The organism is Haloactinopolyspora alba (assembly GCF_003014555.1).
GTDB lineage: Bacteria > Actinomycetota > Actinomycetes > Jiangellales > Jiangellaceae > Haloactinopolyspora > Haloactinopolyspora alba.
The window spans coordinates 377,849-396,088 of record NZ_PYGE01000002.1; the positions used below are offsets into that span (position 1 = coordinate 377,849).

The 18,240-nt window shown below is 71.5% G+C and carries 13 protein-coding genes; 8 read left to right on the forward strand and 5 right to left on the reverse strand.

Translation table 11 applies throughout. The features are described from left to right. Nucleotides 1–9: 9 nt before the first annotated feature. Entirely contained in the window at nt 10–852 is an 843-nt protein-coding gene (locus tag CLV30_RS04365) for an ABC transporter permease subunit (RefSeq protein WP_106535944.1), read from the reverse strand. Continuing rightward, nucleotides 849–1,769, reverse strand: a complete 921-nt coding sequence (locus CLV30_RS04370; RefSeq protein ID WP_205740432.1) for an ABC transporter ATP-binding protein — start codon at nt 1,767–1,769, stop codon at nt 849–851. Before CLV30_RS04370 ends, CLV30_RS04365 begins: the two co-directional genes overlap by 4 nt. A 184-nt stretch (nt 1,770–1,953) precedes the next feature. Between CLV30_RS04370 and dusB the strand changes: the two genes are divergently transcribed. From dusB to CLV30_RS04390, 4 genes are all read left to right on the forward strand, one after another. Beyond that, complete coding sequence (gene dusB, locus CLV30_RS04375) at nt 1,954–3,135, forward strand: tRNA dihydrouridine synthase DusB (protein ID WP_106535945.1); 1,182 nt, start codon at nt 1,954–1,956, stop codon at nt 3,133–3,135. Nucleotides 3,136–3,274: 139 nt separating this feature from the next. Next, on the forward strand, nt 3,275–3,604 hold the full coding sequence (locus CLV30_RS04380; protein WP_106535946.1) for a hypothetical protein: 330 nt from the start codon (nt 3,275–3,277) through the stop codon (nt 3,602–3,604). Nucleotides 3,605–3,824: 220 nt separating this feature from the next. Next, complete coding sequence (gene ppdK, locus CLV30_RS04385; protein ID WP_106535947.1) at nt 3,825–6,563, forward strand: pyruvate, phosphate dikinase; 2,739 nt, start codon at nt 3,825–3,827, stop codon at nt 6,561–6,563. Between the two features lie 129 nt (nt 6,564–6,692). Next, nucleotides 6,693–7,499, forward strand: a complete 807-nt coding sequence (locus CLV30_RS04390) for an LPXTG cell wall anchor domain-containing protein (RefSeq protein WP_146154784.1) — start codon at nt 6,693–6,695, stop codon at nt 7,497–7,499. Nucleotides 7,500–7,906: 407 nt separating this feature from the next. Here CLV30_RS04390 and lhgO read toward each other — a convergent pair whose 3' ends face one another. Next, the gene (gene lhgO, locus CLV30_RS04395) at nt 7,907–9,112 is read right to left on the reverse strand and encodes an L-2-hydroxyglutarate oxidase (RefSeq protein ID WP_106535949.1); all 1,206 of its coding nucleotides are present in this window, start codon (nt 9,110–9,112) and stop codon (nt 7,907–7,909) included. A 70-nt stretch (nt 9,113–9,182) separates the two neighbouring features. Here lhgO and CLV30_RS04400 point away from each other — a divergent pair, with 70 nt between their 5' ends. Beyond that, nucleotides 9,183–10,409: a deoxyguanosinetriphosphate triphosphohydrolase gene (locus CLV30_RS04400; protein WP_106535950.1), complete on the forward strand. Its 1,227-nt coding sequence runs from the start codon at nt 9,183–9,185 to the stop codon at nt 10,407–10,409. A gap of 11 nt (nt 10,410–10,420) precedes the next feature. Here the strand turns inward: CLV30_RS04400 and CLV30_RS04405 are convergent, their stop codons facing one another. Then, the gene (locus CLV30_RS04405; protein ID WP_106535951.1) at nt 10,421–11,233 is read right to left on the reverse strand and encodes an Fpg/Nei family DNA glycosylase; all 813 of its coding nucleotides are present in this window, start codon (nt 11,231–11,233) and stop codon (nt 10,421–10,423) included. Nucleotides 11,234–11,315: 82 nt separating this feature from the next. Between CLV30_RS04405 and dnaG the strand changes: the two genes are divergently transcribed. Further along, complete coding sequence (dnaG, locus tag CLV30_RS04410) at nt 11,316–13,211, forward strand: DNA primase (protein ID WP_106535952.1); 1,896 nt, start codon at nt 11,316–11,318, stop codon at nt 13,209–13,211. Between the two features lie 7 nt (nt 13,212–13,218). Here dnaG and CLV30_RS04415 read toward each other — a convergent pair whose 3' ends face one another. Beyond that, a complete protein-coding gene (locus CLV30_RS04415) occupies nt 13,219–13,797 on the reverse strand; it encodes a Uma2 family endonuclease (protein ID WP_106535953.1) in 579 nt (192 codons plus the stop codon). A gap of 94 nt (nt 13,798–13,891) precedes the next feature. Between CLV30_RS04415 and CLV30_RS04420 the strand changes: the two genes are divergently transcribed. Beyond that, a complete protein-coding gene (locus CLV30_RS04420; RefSeq protein ID WP_205740431.1) occupies nt 13,892–14,545 on the forward strand; it encodes a ThuA domain-containing protein in 654 nt (217 codons plus the stop codon). Nucleotides 14,546–15,291: 746 nt separating this feature from the next. Then, nucleotides 15,292–18,219 carry a glycoside hydrolase family 2 TIM barrel-domain containing protein gene (locus CLV30_RS04425; protein ID WP_205740430.1) on the forward strand — a complete coding sequence of 976 codons (2,928 nt, stop codon included), beginning with the start codon at nt 15,292–15,294 and terminating at the stop codon, nt 18,217–18,219. Nucleotides 18,220–18,240 lie beyond the last annotated feature (21 nt).

Here is an 18,240-nt window from a genome sequence, read left to right on the forward strand (position 1 = left end):
GGAAGGGTGTCAGCGGAGGTCGCGGCGGGCGAACACAGCAGTCCCGATGACGACGGCGGGCACGATGACGGCCAGGGGCAGCAGCGTCGACGCGGGCGTCCAGCCGTCGGTCAGTGGTGACGGCTCCAGGAACCAGTGCCACGGCGACGTCCACCGCAGATCGTCGAAGAAGTCGACGAACGCCGACAGCGCGAACACGACGTAGGTCGCGGCGGCCAGTCCCGCTCCGACCGCGATGGCGGCGCCCTTGCTCCCGGTGGCCGCGCCGACCGCGAAGGTCAGGCTCGCGAACAGCAGCGCCAGCAGGAACGTGGCCACGCCGACGGCGGCGAACACGTTCAGGCCCAGCGGATCCAGCTCGAACGGCCCGCGCAGTGCGGCCAGCACGCCGGTACCCACGAGGGTCAGCACGGCCAGCAGGACGGCCACTCCGGCGAAGCGCTCGAGAGCCACGCGCGTCCGGCTCACCGGGTTGGCCAGCAGCGGCTCGAGAGTGCCCTCGCGCTCCGCGCCCGCGACCGTCCAGGCGGCGACCATGATGCCGAACACGAGCAGCAGGATCGGGAAGATGTTGGAGTAGAACTGGCTGTTCAGGTAGCCATCCGGGGTGACGAGGCCGCTGCTGGCCCCGAGCATCTCGCTCACGCCCTCCGGCATCTGTTCCATCATCTCGTCGAACCCGCTGCCGAACTCCTTGACGGTCGGGTAGCTGCCGCCGGTGATGGCGGCGAGAGCGCCGACCGCGATCGACCACCACAGCAGGCTGCGGACGCGTTCGCGCAGCATCTGGCGCAGCACTCCGCCCGGCGCGGCCGGGGCCCTCCGCGCGGTCGTGGTCGCAGTCGTCGTCATCGGGCACCCCCGTCCGCCTGGTAGTAGTCGAAGAAGATGTCCTCCAGATCCTCGTCGTGGCTGACGATGCGGTCCACGCCGCGGTCGGCGACCCGCCGCAGCAGTGGCGCCACACTGCCGTCCACGACGACGTGCACCGTGTGCCCGTCCACCTCCGCCGAGGCGACGCCGTCGACACCGTCCAGCAGGTCCGGAGCCACGTCGTCGGAGAAGCGCAGCTCGAGGCGCTGCCGGGCCTCCTCGCGCAGGCTGGCGATGGTGTCCTCGCGCACCAGCACGCCCTCGCGCAGGATGCCGACGCGGTCGGCGATGTCCTCGACCTCCGGCAGCAGGTGCGACGAGAACAGCACGGCGCAGCCGTCGGCACGGCGCTCGCGTACCAGGTTCAGGACCTCGCGCTGCAGGAGCGGGTCGAGTCCGACCGTCGGCTCGTCGAGCACGAGCACGTCGGGCCTGTGCATGAACGCCTGGACGATCGCGACCTTCTTCCGGTTGCCCGTGGACAGTTCGCCGATCTTGCGGTCGGTGTCCAGCGAGAGCCGGCGGCACAGGGCGTCGACGGCGTCCGGGTCGACGCCGCCACGCAGGTCGGCGTACCAGTTCAGCAGGTGCTGTGCCCGGAGCCCTCGGTCGAGCACGACGTCACCGCCGACGTAGCCGACGCGGCTGCGTAGCCGCAGGTCGCGTGCGGTGCCGCCGAGCAGGCCCGCCGTGCCGCTGGTCGCGTTGACGAACCCCATCAGCGCGCGGATGGTGGTGGACTTGCCGGCGCCGTTCGGCCCGAGCAGGCCGTAGATCTCGCCGGAGCCGACGGTGAGGTCGAGCGTGTCGACCGCGGTGAGCGGGCCGAACCGTTTCGTGAGTCTGCGGATGTCGATGGGCGGCGTGCCGTCATCGACCGGTCGTGTCGTTGTCACGCGGATCTCCTACCCGATCAGCGTCCGGTCACCACCCTCTCACGTTGATCTTGTCAATCTGGTGGTGACGCGTCCAGTTTGTCCGAAACTCAGCACAAGAACTCCACGATCAACGTGACGAGGTGCGTGGCTGGGTCTCGCCGCCGCGCGGCGCGCGGAGTGCGTGGGTGACAATGGCAGGGCGATGACGACGACGATTCACCCTCCCTCCGCCCCTGACCCGGCCGGCGACGGCGCGCCGGTGGCCGGGCTCCGCCTGGGCGATCTGCACGTACGGCCGCCGGTGGTGCTGGCGCCGATGGCCGGCATCACCAACGCGGCGTTCCGCCGGCTGTGCGCCGAGCAGGGCGCCGGGCTCTACGTCTGCGAGATGATCACCTCCCGCGGCATCGTGGAGCGAGACGAGAAGACGCTGTCGATGCTGGTGTTCGCCGACGCCGAGGATGTCCGGTCGGTGCAGCTCTACGGTGTCGACCCTTACCACGTCGGCGAGGCCGTGCGGATACTCGCCGGTGAGTACGGCGTCGCGCACATCGATCTGAACTTCGGCTGCCCCGTCCCCAAGGTGACGCGCAAGGGCGGCGGCGCGGCGCTGCCGTACAAGCGCGGCCTGCTGGCGCGCATCCTGCACGCGGCGGTCGGTGCCGCGCAGCCGTACGGGGTCCCGGTGACGATGAAGACCCGGAAGGGCATCGACGAGCATCTGCTCACGCATCTGGACGCGGGCCGGATCGCCCAGGAGGCCGGCTGTGCGGCCATCGCGCTGCACGGGCGCACCGCGGCGCAGCACTACTCCGGGTCGGCGGACTGGGGCTCGATCGCGCGGCTCAAGGACCATGTCGACATCCCGGTGCTGGGCAACGGCGACATCTGGGAGGCCGCGGACGCCCGGCGCATGGTCGAGAGCACCGGCGCCGACGGCGTGGTCATCGGCCGGGGCTGCCTCGGCCGGCCCTGGCTGTTCCGCGACCTGGTGGCGGCGTTCGCGGGCACGCCGGTTCCGCCGCTGCCCACGCTCGGCGAGGTGGCGGTCATGATGCGGCGGCACGCAGAACTGCTGGCCGAGCTGATGGGCGAGGACCGCGGGTTGCGGGACATGCGCAAGCACGTGTCCTGGTACCTCAAGGGGTTCGTCGTCGGGCAGCAGGTGCGTGCTGCGCTCGGCATGGTCGGCGGGATGGACGAGCTCGACCGGCTGCTCGCGGAGCTCGACCCGGACCAGCCGTTCCCCGAGTCGGAGCTGGGCACGCCGCGTGGGCGACAGGGCAGCCCGCGCAAGGTCGCCCTCCCGGAGGGGTGGCTCGACGACACCGACGGCGGGGGAGACGACCTGGCGGGCGCGGAGCTGGGGATCTCCGGAGGGTGACGACGCGGGCGCCGCACCGCCGCCGGAGGTGACGCGGTGTCTGACAGGTGGTCGACGGGGTCGTGTGGTGCGGCCGTGGCGCTTATCCTGCCGGTAACGGCACGAGCGTGTCGTCCGTGCGACCCGAAACGGAACGCCCATGTCCGACGCGGCTCATTCCCTCGCGAGTGTCTCCGGCGGTGCCGGCGACGTCGTGCGTGCCGGGATCCTCGACTGGGCTTCGGCGACCGCGGTCGATCTGCGTCCGGTGCTGCAGACCGTGGCCATCACCGTCGCCGTCCTGTTCGTCATCTACAAGGCGGTCCAGTCCAAGTTCTCGCTCGGCACCATCGTGGTGTCGGCGCTGGCCGCGGGCGTGTTCGTCTGGGTGGTGTTCAACGTGAACACGCTGAGCGACACCATCGGCGAGGACCTGCCCGGCGATTCGCCGGCGGTCGACGACGCCCGTGGCGGCGCGAGTGCCGGCTGATCTGGTAGGCCCGGTCCTGTCTGGTCCGTACCAGTTGGTGTGCGGTGGATCACGTGCGGGCAACCATGTGGGAGTAATCGCAGGCGGTCACGGGCACCGCGGCCGTCGACGGGAGGACGCGCACGGGGGATTGGTCCGGCATTGGTCGACGCGGGGACGCGGTCGCCCTCACTAGGCTCCGCGCCAATCGACCCGTACACCGAGCACGGGAGGCCGGCCAGTGGCGCAGTACGTGTACGACTTCTCGCACGGACGCAAGGACGATCGAGACCTGCTGGGTGGCAAGGGAGCGAACCTCGCCGAGATGACGGCGTTGGGGCTACCGGTCCCGCCCGGGTTCACCATCACCACCGAGGCGTGCCGGGCCTACCTCGCCACCGGCAGCGAGCCGGACGGACTGGCCGATCAGGTCGCCGACCATCTCGCCGAGCTCGAGCGACGCCGTGGCCAGCGGCTCGGTGACTCGACCGACCCGCTGCTGGTGTCGGTGCGCTCCGGGGCGAAGTTCTCCATGCCCGGCATGATGGACACCGTCCTGAACGTGGGCCTGACGGACACGTCCGTCGCCGGCCTGGCCGAACGCGCCGGCGACAAGCGGTTCGCGTGGGACTCCTACCGGCGGCTGATCCAGATGTACGGCGAGACCGTCATGGGCATCGAGGGCCGGCACTTCAGCGAGGCGCTGGACGGGCTCGTCGCCGAACGGGCGGTCGCCTCTGAGGTCGAGCTGGGCACCGACGACCTCCGCGGGCTGGTGGAGCAGTTCAAGACGATCGTCGGCCGCGAGGCCGGGGAGGACTTTCCGCAGGACCCGAACCGGCAGCTGACCATGGCCACCCGCGCCGTCTTCGACTCGTGGAACACCGAACGCGCGCGGCTGTACCGGCGCCAGGAACGCATCCCGGAGGATCTGGGGACGGCGGTGAACGTGGTCTCCATGGTGTTCGGCAACCTGGGACAGGACTCCGGAACGGGTGTGGCGTTCACCCGCGACCCGGCCACCGGAGAGCAGGGCGTCTACGGCGACTACCTGCCGAACGCGCAGGGCGAGGACGTCGTGGCCGGCATCCGGAACACGTTGCAGCTGACCGAGCTGGCCGAGTTGGATCGGGCCTCGTACGACCAGCTGCTCGGCATCATGGCCACGCTCGAGCGGCACTACCGCGACCTGTGCGACATCGAGTTCACCATCGAGCGCGGCACGTTGTGGATGTTGCAGACGCGGGTGGGCAAGCGCACGGCGCCCGCGGCCTTCCGGATCGCCGGCCAGCTCGTGGACGAAGGGCTGATCAGCGACGACGAGGCGCTGTCCCGCGTCACCGGCGCCCAGCTGGCGCAGCTGATGTTCCCTCAGTTCGACCCGTCCGCGGCGCGCACCGCGATCGCGAAGGGCATGGGCGCCAGCCCGGGCGCGGCCGTCGGCAAGGCGGCCTTCGACTCGGCCACCGCCGTGCAGTGGTCGGAGCAGGGCGAGGACGTGATCCTGGTGCGGCGCGAGACCAGCCCGGACGACCTGCAGGGCATGGTCGCCGCGCGCGGCGTGCTGACCTCGCGGGGCGGCAAGACCAGCCACGCGGCCGTCGTCGCCCGGGGGATGGGGCGGACCTGCGTGGTCGGTGTCGACGCGCTGCGCGTCGACCCGCAGACGCACACGTTCACCACGCCCGGCGGCGACCGGGTGGACGAGGGCGACGTCATCTCGATCGACGGCGGGACCGGTGAGGTGTTCCTCGGTTCCGTGCCGGTGGTCGACTCGGCCGTCGTGGACGCGCTGCCGACGGCGCCGGAGGTCGACGATGCCCGCGGCGGTGAGGACGCGTCCGCCGGTGGCGACACGGCGGACGACGACGTCGTCGCCTCGGTCCTGTGGATCATGCGCCACGCGGACCGGACCCGGCGGCTGGGGGTGCGGGCGAACGCCGACACCGCCGACGACGCGCGGCGGGCCAGGAGCCTGGGCGCGGCCGGCATCGGGCTGTGCCGCACCGAGCACATGTTCCTCGGGCCGCGACGCAAGAGCGTGGAACGGGTGATCCTGGCGCGCACCGACGAGCAGCGCCAGGCCGGCCTCGACGAGCTGCGGCCGCTGCAACGCGAGGACTTCACCGACATCCTCGAGGCGATGGACGGGCTCCCGGTGACGATCCGCCTGCTCGACCCGCCGCTGCACGAGTTCCTGCCGGACCTGACCGACCTGTCCGTGCGGGTGGCGGTGGCGGAGGCCACCGGCACCGAGGACGCCGAGGCGTCCGAGCTGCTGGCCGAGGTGCGGCGGCTGCACGAGCAGAACCCGATGCTGGGCATGCGCGGGGTCCGTCTCGGGGTGATGGTGCCGGGCCTGTTCGACCTGCAGGTCCGTGCCATCGCGGAGGCGACCGCCACGCTGCGGCAGCGCGGTCGCGACCCGCGCCCGGAGATCATGGTGCCGCTGGTCGCCGCCGTGCAGGAGCTGGAGGCCATCCGGGACATGGCCGACGCGACGGTCGCCGACATCGCGACGGAGTACGGCGTCGATCTCACGATCCCCATCGGCACCATGATCGAGCTGCCCCGGGCGACGATGACCGCGCACCAGATCGCCGAGGCCGCCGAGTTCTTCTCCTTCGGCACCAACGACCTGACCCAGACGACCTGGGGATTCTCCCGGGACGACGTCGAGGCGACGTTCTTTCCCGCCTATCTCGAACGTGGCGTGTTCGGCGTCAGCCCGTTCGAGTCGATCGACGCCGAAGGCGTAGGGCGGCTGGTGTCGATCGCGGCCTGGGAGGGCAAGGAGACCCGCCCGGACCTGAAGGTCGGCGTCTGCGGTGAGCACGGAGGCGACCCGGCGTCCATCCACTTCTTCGAGTCGATCAGGCTGGACTACGTCTCGTGCTCGCCGTTCCGCGTCCCGGTCGCGCGGTTGGAGGCCGGGCGGGCGGCGTTGACCGCCGGATCGGACGGCGGTGACAGTCGCTGAATCGTGACCCGGGTGATCTTGCCGGAGGGTGCGGCGCGCTGTACGGTTTCGCCTTGTTTGTAAGTCTCAGTGAATTTCTCTGACACATCTGAAAGGGCCATCGTGCGCCGTCTTGCCCATGTGGCTGCCGTGCTGCCCGCCGTCGCCGTGCTCGGCGCCGCGCTGCCCGCAGCCGCCACGGACGAACCCGAACACGATCACGAACCCCACTACTACTTCGAAGGCAACGCCCAAGACTGCGAGAACCCGGAGTTCCGCGACAACGCCGCGAGCATCGGACTCGACGAACCCGGCGAGACGCTGTTCGACGTGGACTCCGCCGACGGGAACGGAACCACCGGCAACGAGATCATCAGCGGAACGATCCACACCGACGGGAAGTACCTCGACGTCGTGCTGCAGGACGACTCCTACGAGATCACCGCTGTCGTCGTGAAGGGCGGCCCGAACTACGCCGTCTACCTCGAGGACCCGTGGACCGACCTGCACTCGCCGGACCTCGATTGGGTGCCCGAAGCGGCCGCGAGGACGAGCGAGTCGGTCAGGTACCCGGCGATCAGCAACTGGTTCGTCTGCGGCGTGCAGACGTCGACCCCGACGCCGACGGAACCCCCTACGGAAACCCCGACCGAGACTCCGACGGAAACCCCGACCGAGACTCCGACGGAGTCGCCCACGGAGACCCCGACCGAGACTCCGACGGAAACCCCGACCGAGACTCCGACGGAGTCGCCCACGGAGACGCCGGCTCCGACGGAGACCCCGGACGAGTCCCCGACCGAGACCCCGGACGAGTCGCCCACGCCGTCGCCGAGCGAGACCGACGAGGGCGAGCTTCCCGACACCGGAACATCGCCGTCGGCCATGCTGCTGCTCGGCCTGACCCTGCTCGCCGGTGCCGCGCTGGCGCTGCGGGCGCGGTTCGTGCGGAGCTGACAGCCCCGCTGAGCTGACACAGCCGGGCCGCGGGCCGGGAGCCGTCATCGGTTCCCGGCCCGCGGTCTCGTCTGCTGCCGCCTTTGCGTGGCGCTGCGCAGCATGATCGTCGACGATCTACCACACCATGACGTGGCAAATCGTTGATGATCACAGGATCCAGTGGAAGTGGGCGCGCGGCTTTCCACCGACCCGCAGCCTGTTGCTGCTTGGCGGCGTACCGCGCGGGCACCGCAGGATCCTTCAGCTCCGGGCGCCCGACTGCCCGCATTGATCATGGTTGTTCGCGGACATCACGAGGCGATTCGACGCGTCCCCACCTCTACAGGACTGGTGAAGCAGCAAGAACCCTGGTGATGTCCGCGAACGAACACGCCAGTTGCTCCATATCAACAGCGGGCCGACAGTCAGCCGCGGTCGAGCATGCCGGCGACGAGATCGTCCGCGATCGCCAGACACGCGGTGGCCGCCGGCGAGGGCGCGTTGCGCACGCACACGACGCGGCCCCGGGTGGTGACCCGGAAGTCGTCGACCAGCGTGCCGTCGGCGTCCATGGCCTGTGCGCGGATGCCCGACGGCCCGGGCATCACGTCGGCGGCGGTCAGGCCGGGGACGTAGCGCGCCGCCGCGGCCGCGAACGCCCGCCGGTTCAGTGACCCGTACATCTCGCGGACGGCGGTGCGCCGGTTGCGCCAGGCGAACCGGCGGAACCCCGGCCAGCGCATCAGCCGACGCAGCTCGCTCAGGTCGACGTCGCGGCGGCGGTAGCCCTCGCGCGCGAACGCCAGGACGGCGTTCGGGCCGACCATGACCTCGCCGTCCACCCGGCGGGTCAGGTGCACGCCGAGGAACGGGAAACGCGGGTCCGGCACCGGATACACGAGTCCCTGGACGAGATGCCGCCGCTGTGGGCGCAGCAGCCCGAACTCCCCGCGGAACGGCACGATCCGCGGGAACTCGTCGTCGCCGGCCAGGCGGGCCAGCCGGTCGGAGTGCAGCCCGGCCGCGATCACCACCCGGTCGAAGGCCAGCGTCTCGCCGTGCGCGCCGTGCACCAGCACCTGCGGGTTCGACTGGTCGAACCCGGTCACGTCGAAACCGGTCCGTACGGTGCCGCCGGCGGCGACGGCGTCGGCGAGCAGCGCGGACGCGACCTCGGTGAAGTCGACGATCGCGGTCGTGGGCGAGTGCAGCCCGGCGACGCCGCGGACGTACGGCTCGATGTCGCCGAGTTCGCCCCCGTCCACCCACCGGACCCCCGGTACCCCGTTCGCGAGCGCACGGGCGTGGATGTCGGACATGCGGCGGCGTTCGCGCTCGTCCAGGGCGACCAGCAGCTTGCCGCACTCGTCGTAGGTCAGCCCGTGCTGCTCGCAGTAGTCGCGCAGCATCGACACGCCGCGTCGCGAGAACCGGGCCTTGGCCGAGCCGGGCGGGTAGTAGAGCCCGGCGTGGACGACGCCGCTGTTGCGCCCGGTCTGGTGCGTCCCCGGCGCGTCCTCCTTCTCGAGGACGGTCACCGTCGCCCGCTCGTCGGACCGGGCGAGTGCTCGCGCGACCGCGGACCCGATGATGCCGCCGCCGACGACCGCGTAGCGCGGGGGATGCGTCATGGTCGGCTCCTGCCCGTTGCCCGGGTACGGCGTCGTGGCGTTCAGGACGAGAGCGTAACCTCACCCCGTGATGAGCGGGTACGATGACGCTGACCGGGAACGGTGGGCGACCGAGCCCCCGAAACGGGCGGTGCGTACGGCGTTCGAACGCGACCGCGCGCGGGTCCTGCACTCCGCGTCGCTGCGCAGGCTGGCCGCCAAGACCCAGGTCGTGGCGCCCGGCAGCGACGACTTCGTGCGCAACCGGCTGACCCACTCGCTGGAGGTCGCCCAGGTCGGGCGCGAGCTCGGCAAGGCGCTGGGATGCGACCCGGACATCGTCGATGCGGCCTGCCTGGCGCACGATCTCGGGCATCCGCCGTTCGGGCACAACGGCGAGGAGGTGCTGAACGACATCGCGGCGGGCATCGGCGGCTTCGAGGGGAACGCGCAGACGCTGCGCCTGCTCAGCCGGCTGGAGGCGAAGGCGGCGCACCCGCACGGCCGTTCCGCCGGGCTCAACCTCACCCGGGCGAGCCTGGACGCGGCGACGAAGTACCCGTGGACGCGCTCCGACGCGACCGGTGCGAAGTTCGGTGTCTACGACGACGACCTGGACGTGTTCGACTGGCTGCGCCAGGGTGCGGCCGGCCACCGGCGCTGCCTCGAGGCGCAGGTCATGGACTTCGCCGACGACGTCGCGTACAGCGTGCACGACGTCGAGGACGCGGTGGTCGCGGGACGGCTGCCGACGGGCGCCGAACTGTCCGACCCGGACGCGCGGGCGCGGGTCGCTGCGCTGACCCGGCAGTGGTACCTGCCTGAGGCCGACGACGACGAGCTCCTTCAGGGACTCGGACGGCTGCGCGCCCTGCCGTACTGGGTCGCCGAGTACGACGGCGGGCTGCGGGCGCTCGCAGCGCTGAAGGACATGACCAGCCAGCTCATCGGCCGGTTCTGTGACGCCGCCGAGCAGGCGACCCATGCCGCCTACGGTGGCGGGGCGCTGACCCGCTACGCCGCCGACCTGGAGGTCCCGCGGGCGACGCTGGTGGAGGTGGCCGTGCTCAAAGGGCTCGCGGGGGTGTACGTGATGACCGCGGCCGACCGTGCGCCGGTGTACCGGCACCAGCGCGAACTGGTCGAGGAGCTGGTGTCGGCGCTGCGGCTGCGGGCGCCGGGGTCGCTGGAGCCGACGTTCCGCGAGTCGTGGCGTTCGGCCGCCGACGACGCCGCCCGGCTGCGTGTCGTCGTCGACCAGGTGGCGTCGCTGACGGACGGCTCGGCGTACACCCTGCACGCCGAGCTGGTGCGGTGATCCCCGGGCGGTCACGCCGGTTGGCAGTGCGGGCACAGCACGGTGGTCCGCCCGCCCCGCTGGGTGTGTTCCAGGGTGCTCTCGCACCGGGGGCACACCCCGTCCGGGTCGTCGCGGCGGCCGGTGAGCCACGAGCGGTGGTCCGGTACCCGCCCCACCGCGCACGAGCGGGCGAGTACCGTGCGCATCCGGCGGTGCAGCCGCCGCCAGTCGCCGTCGGACAGCGACGACGCGGACGCGTCCGGGCGCAGCCGCGCGCGCCAGAGGATCTCGTCGACCAGCAGGTTGCCGAGCCCGGCGATCAGATGCTGGTCCAGCAGCGCCGGTTTGAGCCGGCGGTCGGTGTGCCGCAGCGGCCGGCTGAGCCCGGCGGGAGTGATCCGCGCGGCATCCGGTCCGATGTCGCTGAGCATCTCGTCGACGTCGGCGTCGGAGCGGGCGAGGTGGATCCCGCGCAGCTTGCGCATGTCCCGGTACCGCAGCTCACCGCCCGTCGTCACCATGACGACCCGGTCGTGCCGGTGCCGTGCCGGGGGTGGTTGCTCGTGTGCGTCGTGCCAGGACAGCGAGCCGGTCATGCCGAAATGGAAGAGCACGCTCGGCTCGCCGCTGTCGTGGCGTTCGCCGGAGCGGACGGCGGCGATGAGCCACTTGCCGTGCCGCCGCGGGACGCACAGCCGCGCTCCGACGAGCGCGTCCCTGAGCTCGTCCGCGTCCAGCCCGCGCAGAACACCCTGGTCGAGCACGTCGACGCGATCGACCGGTCGCCCGGTGGCTCTCCTCAGCGTCCGGCGGAAACCTTCGACATCGGGGAGCTCCGGCACATCAGGGAGCTACCCAGAACCGGCCGTGATCATTCGCCGTCCGCTCGTGCTCGGTCATGGTGGCGGACGTAGACTCGCCGCCGTGGTGGGACGCATCCGGGACGAGGACATCGCGGCGGTTCGCGAGCGCGCCACGGTCGACGCGATCCTCGGCGAGTACGTGGCGCTGCGCAACGCCGGCGGTGGCTCACTGAAGGGGTTGTGCCCCTTCCACGACGAGAAGTCCCCGTCGTTCCACGTCACGCCGGCGCGCGGCATGTACTACTGCTTCGGCTGCGGCGAGGGCGGCGACGTCATCACGTTCGTGCAGAAGTACGACCAGCTCTCGTTCGCCGAGGCCGTCGAGCGGCTCGCGGACAAGGTCGGCCTGCAGCTGCGCTACGAGGAGTCCCGCGCCGGGTCGGCGCCGCAGCAGAACCGCGAGCAGCGCACCCGCCTGATCGAGGCCCATCGCGCCGCCGCCGAGTTCTACGCCGACGCGCTGGCGTCGTCCACCGAGGCGAAGGTCGGTCGCCAGTTCCTGGACGAGCGCGGCTTCGACAAGCAGGCCGCCGAGATGTTCGGCGTGGGCTACGCCCCCAAGGGCGGCGAGGTGCTCCGGCATCATCTGCGCGCGAAGGGCTTCGGCGACGACGAGCTGCTGGCCGCCGGGCTGGTGGCCCAGGGGCGCAACGCTCCCTACGACAGGTTCCGTGGGCGGCTGCTCTGGCCGATCCGCGACCTGCTGGGCGACGTCGTCGGTTTCGGTGCCCGGCGGCTCTACGACGACGACCGCATCGAGGCGAAGTACCTCAACACCCCTGAGACCCCGATCTACAAGAAGAGCCACGTGCTCTACGGCGTCGACCTGGCGAAGAAGGACATCGCGCGCACCTCACAGGCCGTGGTGGTCGAGGGCTACACCGACGTCATGGCGTGTCACCTGTCGGGGGTGACGACGGCGGTGGCCACCTGCGGGACGGCGTTCGGCGAGGACCACGCGCGGGTGCTGCGGCGGTTGCTGCGCGATCAGGACGAGTACCGCGGCCAGGTGATCTTCACCTTCGACGGCGACGAGGCGGGGCGCAAGGCGGCCCTGCGCGCCTTCGAGGGCGACCAGCGCTTCGTCGGGCAGACCTACGTCGCCATCGAGCCCGCCGGGCTGGACCCGTGCGAGCTGCGCCAACGCTCCGGCGACGCCGCGGTCCGCGAGCTGATCGCGCGGCACCGGCCGCTGTTCGAGTTCGCGATCCGCGCGATCGTCGACGACTACGACCTCGACCATCCGGAGGGCCGCACGCACGCGCTGGAGCGGGCGGTCCCGATGGTGGCCAGGATCCGTGACCGGGCGCTGCGGGACGAGTACGCGCGCCGGCTCGCGGGCTGGGTCGGCGCGCCCGACGAGCTGTCGGTGGTCCGCCGGGTGCGCGGCGCCGCGGGTGCACCGGACCGGCGCGGCAACGGTCAGCGCGAGGCGCCGCCCGCGGGGCAGCAGGCGCTCGGAGTACCGGTGCACGGCAACGTCGACCCGCAGACGCTCGCTCTGGAGCACGAGGTGCTGCGGGTGGTCGTCCAGCGCCCGGCGCTGGCCGGGCCGACGTTCGACGAGATCGAGCCCGAAGCGTTCCTGTCGCCGGTCTACCGCGCCGTGCACGAGGCCGTCACCGCGTGCGGCGGTTGCGCGACGCAGGCCGGCGGACGCGAGTGGGTCGACGCGCTGCTGGCGCAGGCACCCGACGAGGCCAGCAGACACGTGATCACCGAGCTGGCCGTCGAGACGGTCCCCGCCGACGACATGGCGCTGCCCCGCTACGTCGAGTCGGTGGTGCTGCGGCTACAGGAGGTCTGGGTGTCGCGCCGGCTGGTGACGCTCAAGGCGCGCCTGCAGCGCACCGACCCGGCCGCAGAGGTCGAGGTGTACAACCGGCTGTTCGGCGAGCTGATGGCGCTGGAGAAGTACCGCCGTGACCTGCGCGACCGCGGCCTGGGTGTCAGCTGAAGCCTGCTCAGAGGCGATCGACGGCGGTCAGGTCGACGTCGACGGGGAACGGTACCGAGAGCTCGAGCCGGTCGTGATGGATGCCGGTGAGCGCGTACGTGTGCGTGGCGGGGTCGAGCTCGTAGACGTACACCGTCGGCAGGCCGCCGACGTTCTCGACCCGCCAGAAGTGCCGGATGCCGGCCTGCGCGTAGAGCTGCGGCTTGCGCCCCCGGTCGCGCTCCTCCGACTCCGCCGACACCACCCCGACGGCGAGCACGACGTCCTCGCCGCGGTAGGTCGTCTGGTCGGGGCCGGCGTCGGCAGCCGCGTCGACGACCACGATGTCGGGCTCCGGGCGCTGCCGCCGTTCGAGCGTGACGGTCATCTCTCGTCGGACGCGAACCGAATCGGGCGCACAACCATGCAGACCCGTCTCCAGGACGTACATGGTGAGCGAGTGGAAACGCGACTGCGGGCTCACGAAGACGAGGCTTCCGTCGATCAACTCGGTGTGCGGTGGCAGGTCGGGGAGCCGGTCGAGGTCGTCGGCGGTGAATCCGCCGGGAGGCGGGCGCAGCCAGTCGGGTAGTGGCTCGGCGCTCATGTGATCCCCGTCGGGTCGGGAACGTCTCCGGACATGATTCAGTATGACTCACGGGACCGACAGGCGTCCGTCCGTCGGGCCGCGGGAGGTGCGCATGACCGGGCTGCTGGTCTTCTCGGCGACCAACGGCTACCGGCACGACTCGATACCGGCCGGGGTGGCGGCGCTGCGCGACCTGGGTGCTGAGGCCGGCTTCGACGTCGACGCCACCGAGGACCCCACCTACTTCACGACGAGGTCGCTGCGCGGCTACGACGCCGTGGTGTTCCTCAGCTCGTCCGGCACCGTCTTCGACGACGAGCAGCGCGCCGCGCTCGAGCGCTTCGTGCGCGACGGCGGTGGCTACGTCGGCATCCACGCCGCCAGCACGACCGAGTACGACTGGCCGTTCTACGGTGAGCTGGCCGGCGCCCGGTTCGACCGGCACCCGCCGGTGCAACCGGGCGTCATCACGGTCGAGGACCACGACCATCCGGCGACGGCCCATCTGCCGGCCCGATGGGAGTGGACGGACGAGTGGTACGACTTCCGCTCCGACCCGCGTCCGCACGTCCGCGTGCTGCTCTCGGTCGACGAGGACAGTTACGAGGGCGGCCGGATGGGGCCCGGGCACCCGATCGCCTGGTGCCATCGTGTCGGTTCCGGCCGGTGCTTCTACACGGCGCTGGGGCACACCGCCGAGGCGTTCGACGAGCCCGTGTTCCGGGCACACCTGCACGGCGGCATCACGTCGGTGCTGCCGGGCTGAGCGCCGCCCCGCTTCTGCGTCACCTGATCGTCTCTTGGTCACCTGATCACGTAGATCGAGATGATCAGGTGATCCACAGCGACGACGCTGCTGGCGCCGTCTCTCGGACGGGTCACCTGATCGTCTCCAGCATGTGGACGCGAAATGATCAGGTGAGGGTGCTCCCTGCGCGAGGTGTTGCGAGGCGTCCGAATGTCACCTGATCGTTTCAAGCTCGTGTGACATGACCGCGGGCTGGGCTGAGCACGTCCGTGCCGATAGACAACTCGGCGCTCGACATACAAATCAGCGGCGCACCGGACCGGATTCCGCCGCGTATCCGTCGCTGATTTGTATGTCGAGCACAGATTCGTATGTCGATGGCCCCGGCCGTCTCGGCGCCGTCGACCCGAGTGATCGACGGCGACGACCGAACAACCCCGGTGTCGGCCGTCGTGCCCAACGCCCTGCGACGCTGCATGGCGGCGGTGGCGGCTGATGCTCGAGAAACTGGCGCATATTGGAGAAAACGGACAGATGCGGCCCTGTTCGGCGTGTGGTTCCCGATCAACATGCACGACGACAAACAAGCTCCACAGCGCCGGTGGATCGGTGCCGATCAAGTGCCGGCAGCCGCCCTCGTGGTGCGGATCCTCGACTCCCGGTGGCGACGCCCGGGAGGGCCGATATCGTCGACGTGGCGCCGCCCGGCACCGAGTGATCACTCTGCCGCCCCACACACCGTTGCGCTTGCGAGGAGACGCCCCGTGACCACGCCCGAAGCAGAAGAGCGCCCGCCGCAAGACTGGCGTGCGCCCGTGGCCGATCACCGTCCCGGCGCCGGCACTCTCGCGCCGCGTGCGACCCGCGACTCGGACGCGGCGACGATCTCGCTGAACGGTGTGTGGCGGTTCCGCTGGGAGCCCACCGCGTCCGGGCGCGACGACGGGTTCGCCGGCGAGGAGTTCGACGACGCCGGCTGGGACGAGCTTCCGGTGCCGTCGCACTGGCAGCTGACCGGTTACGGCGCGCCGGCCTACACGAACGTCGCCTACCCGTTCCCCGTCGATCCGCCGCAACCGCCGGACGAGAACCCGACCGGCACCTACCGCCGTACGTTCACCGTCCCCGGCGAGTGGGCCGGCGCGCGCACGGTGCTGCGCTTCGACGGGGTCGACTCGTTCTTCCGGGTGTGGGTCAACGGCGCCGACCTCGGCTTCTCGACGGGCAGCCGGCTGCCGTCGGAGTTCGACGTCACCGAGCACGTCCGTCCGGGGGCGCGCAACGTCGTGGTCGTGCGGGTGCACCAGTGGTCGGCGGCGAGCTACCTCGAGGACCAGGACATGTGGTGGCTGTCGGGCATCTTCCGGGACGTGACGCTGCTGTCCCGGCCGGCCGGTTCGACCGGCGACGTGGCCGTGCACGCCGGGTACGACCACGACACCGGCGCCGGCAGGCTGCGGGTGGACGCCGCCGGCGCGGCCGGCGCGCGTGTCGTCGTCCCCGAGCTCGGTGTCGACACCCCGGCGGGCGAGGAGATCGTCGTCGGCGAGGTCGAACCGTGGACGGCCGAGACACCGCGGCTGTACGAGGGCGAGCTGGTCACCGCGGCCGAACGGGTACGGCTGCGGATCGGGTTCCGCACCGTCGAGGTCGCGGACGGGGTGTTGCGGGTCAACGGCCGCCGCGTGCTGCTGCGCGGGGTGAACCGGCACGAGTTCCATCCGGACCGCGGCCGCGCGCTGACCGGTCAGGACATGCTCGACGACGTGCTGCTGATGAAGCGGCACAACGTCAACGCGGTGCGCACCAGCCACTATCCGCCGCATCCGCGGTTCCTCGAGCTGTGCGACGAGTACGGGCTGTACGTCGTCGACGAGTGTGATCTCGAGACCCACGGGTTCCAGCTGGCGGAATGGCGGGGCAACCCGTCCGACGACCCGGCGTGGCGGGACGCTTGTGTGGATCGAATCGCCCGGATGGTCGAAAGAGACAAGAACCATCCGAGCGTCATCATGTGGTCCCTGGGCAACGAGTCGGGCACCGGACGGAACCTGGTGGCCATGTACGAGTGGGCCCGCGAGCGCGACCCGTCGCGTCCGGTGCACTACGAAGGCGACCGGACGACCGTCTGCTCGGACGTCTACTCCCGGATGTACGCCGAGCACGCCGAGGTGGACGCCATCGGACGGCGCGAGGAGAAGGCGCTGGACGACCCCGCTCTGGACGCCGCGCGCCGGGCCAAGCCGTTCATCCTGTGCGAGTACGCGCACGCCATGGGCAACGGCCCCGGCGGGTTGCTGGAGTACCAGCGGCTGTTCGAGCGGCACGAACGCTGCCAGGGCGGGTTCGTGTGGGAGTGGATCGACCACGGCATCCGCAGCCGCGACGCGGCGGGCCGCGAGTACTTCGGCTACGGCGGCGACTTCGGCGAAGCACTGCACGACGGCGCGTTCATCGCCGACGGCCTGGTGTTCCCGGACCGGACGCCGTCGCCGGGCCTGGTCGAGTACGCCAAGGTCGTCGAGCCGGTGCGGGTCGAGATCGACGCGGCGGCCGGGGCGGTCACGGTGACCAACCTGCGCGACTTCGCCGACACCGCCGACCTCGTGTTCGTGTGGTCGGTCGAGGAGGAGGGCAGCGACGTCGGCCGGGGCGAGCTGGATGTTCCGGTGCTCGCCGCCGGCGAGTCCACGCGGTTGCCGGTGCCCGCCGCGGCTGCGACGACCGCCGAGACCTGGCTGACTGTGCGCGCCGTTCTCGCGCGCGACACGTCCTGGGCGCCGGCCGGGCACGAGATCGCGTGGGGACAGGGGCAGCTGCGCGCCGCCGAGCCGGTGGCGGCCGCGCCGCTTGCCGGCACGGTCCGCGCCGACCCGCCCGGGGTCGGCATCGCCACCTTCGACCGCGACACCGGGCGGCTCAGCGCCCTCGCCGACATCGGCCTGGACGGGCCCGTACTGGACGTGTGGCGCGCGCCGACGGACAACGACAGCGTCCAGCCGGGCAGCCCGGCCGCCGGATGGCGCGAGCACGGGCTGCACCGGATGCGCCACCGGACCGACGACGTGCGGGTGGACGGCGACGCGGTGCTCGTGCGCACGCGCGTGGCGCCGGCAGCGCGAGCGTTCGGCCTGCTGGTCACCCACCGGTGGACGGCGGCCGACGACGACGCCGTGCGGCTGGAGGTGGACGTGACGCCGGACGGAGACTGGCCGGATCTTCCGTTGCCGCGGCTGGGCCTACGGCTGGCGCTGCCGGCCTCGTTCGACCAGGTGAGCTGGTTCGGCCCCGGGCCGGGCGAGGCATACCCGGATACGCGGCAGGCAGCCCGGGTGGGCACGTACACGACGACGGTGGACCGGATGCAGACGCCGTACGTCCGTCCCCAGGAGAACGGTCACCGCATCGACGTCCGGCACGCCGAGCTGACCGACGCCGTCACCGGAGCGGGTGTCGGTGTGGACGGCGATCCGCACTTCGGGCTCACCGTGCGGCGCTGGACCAGCGAGGATCTGGACGCTGCGGCGCATCCGACCGACCTGGTCCGGCGGACCCGTGTGTTCGTCACCCTCGACGCTGCCCAGCACGGCATCGGCAGCGGTTCCTGCGGGCCGGGGCCGCTGCCGGACCACGTGCTGCGTCCGGAGCCGGCCCGGATGTCGGTGGTTCTGCGGGCGCTCGGAACCCGGTGACGTCGTCGCCGTCGCGGGGCG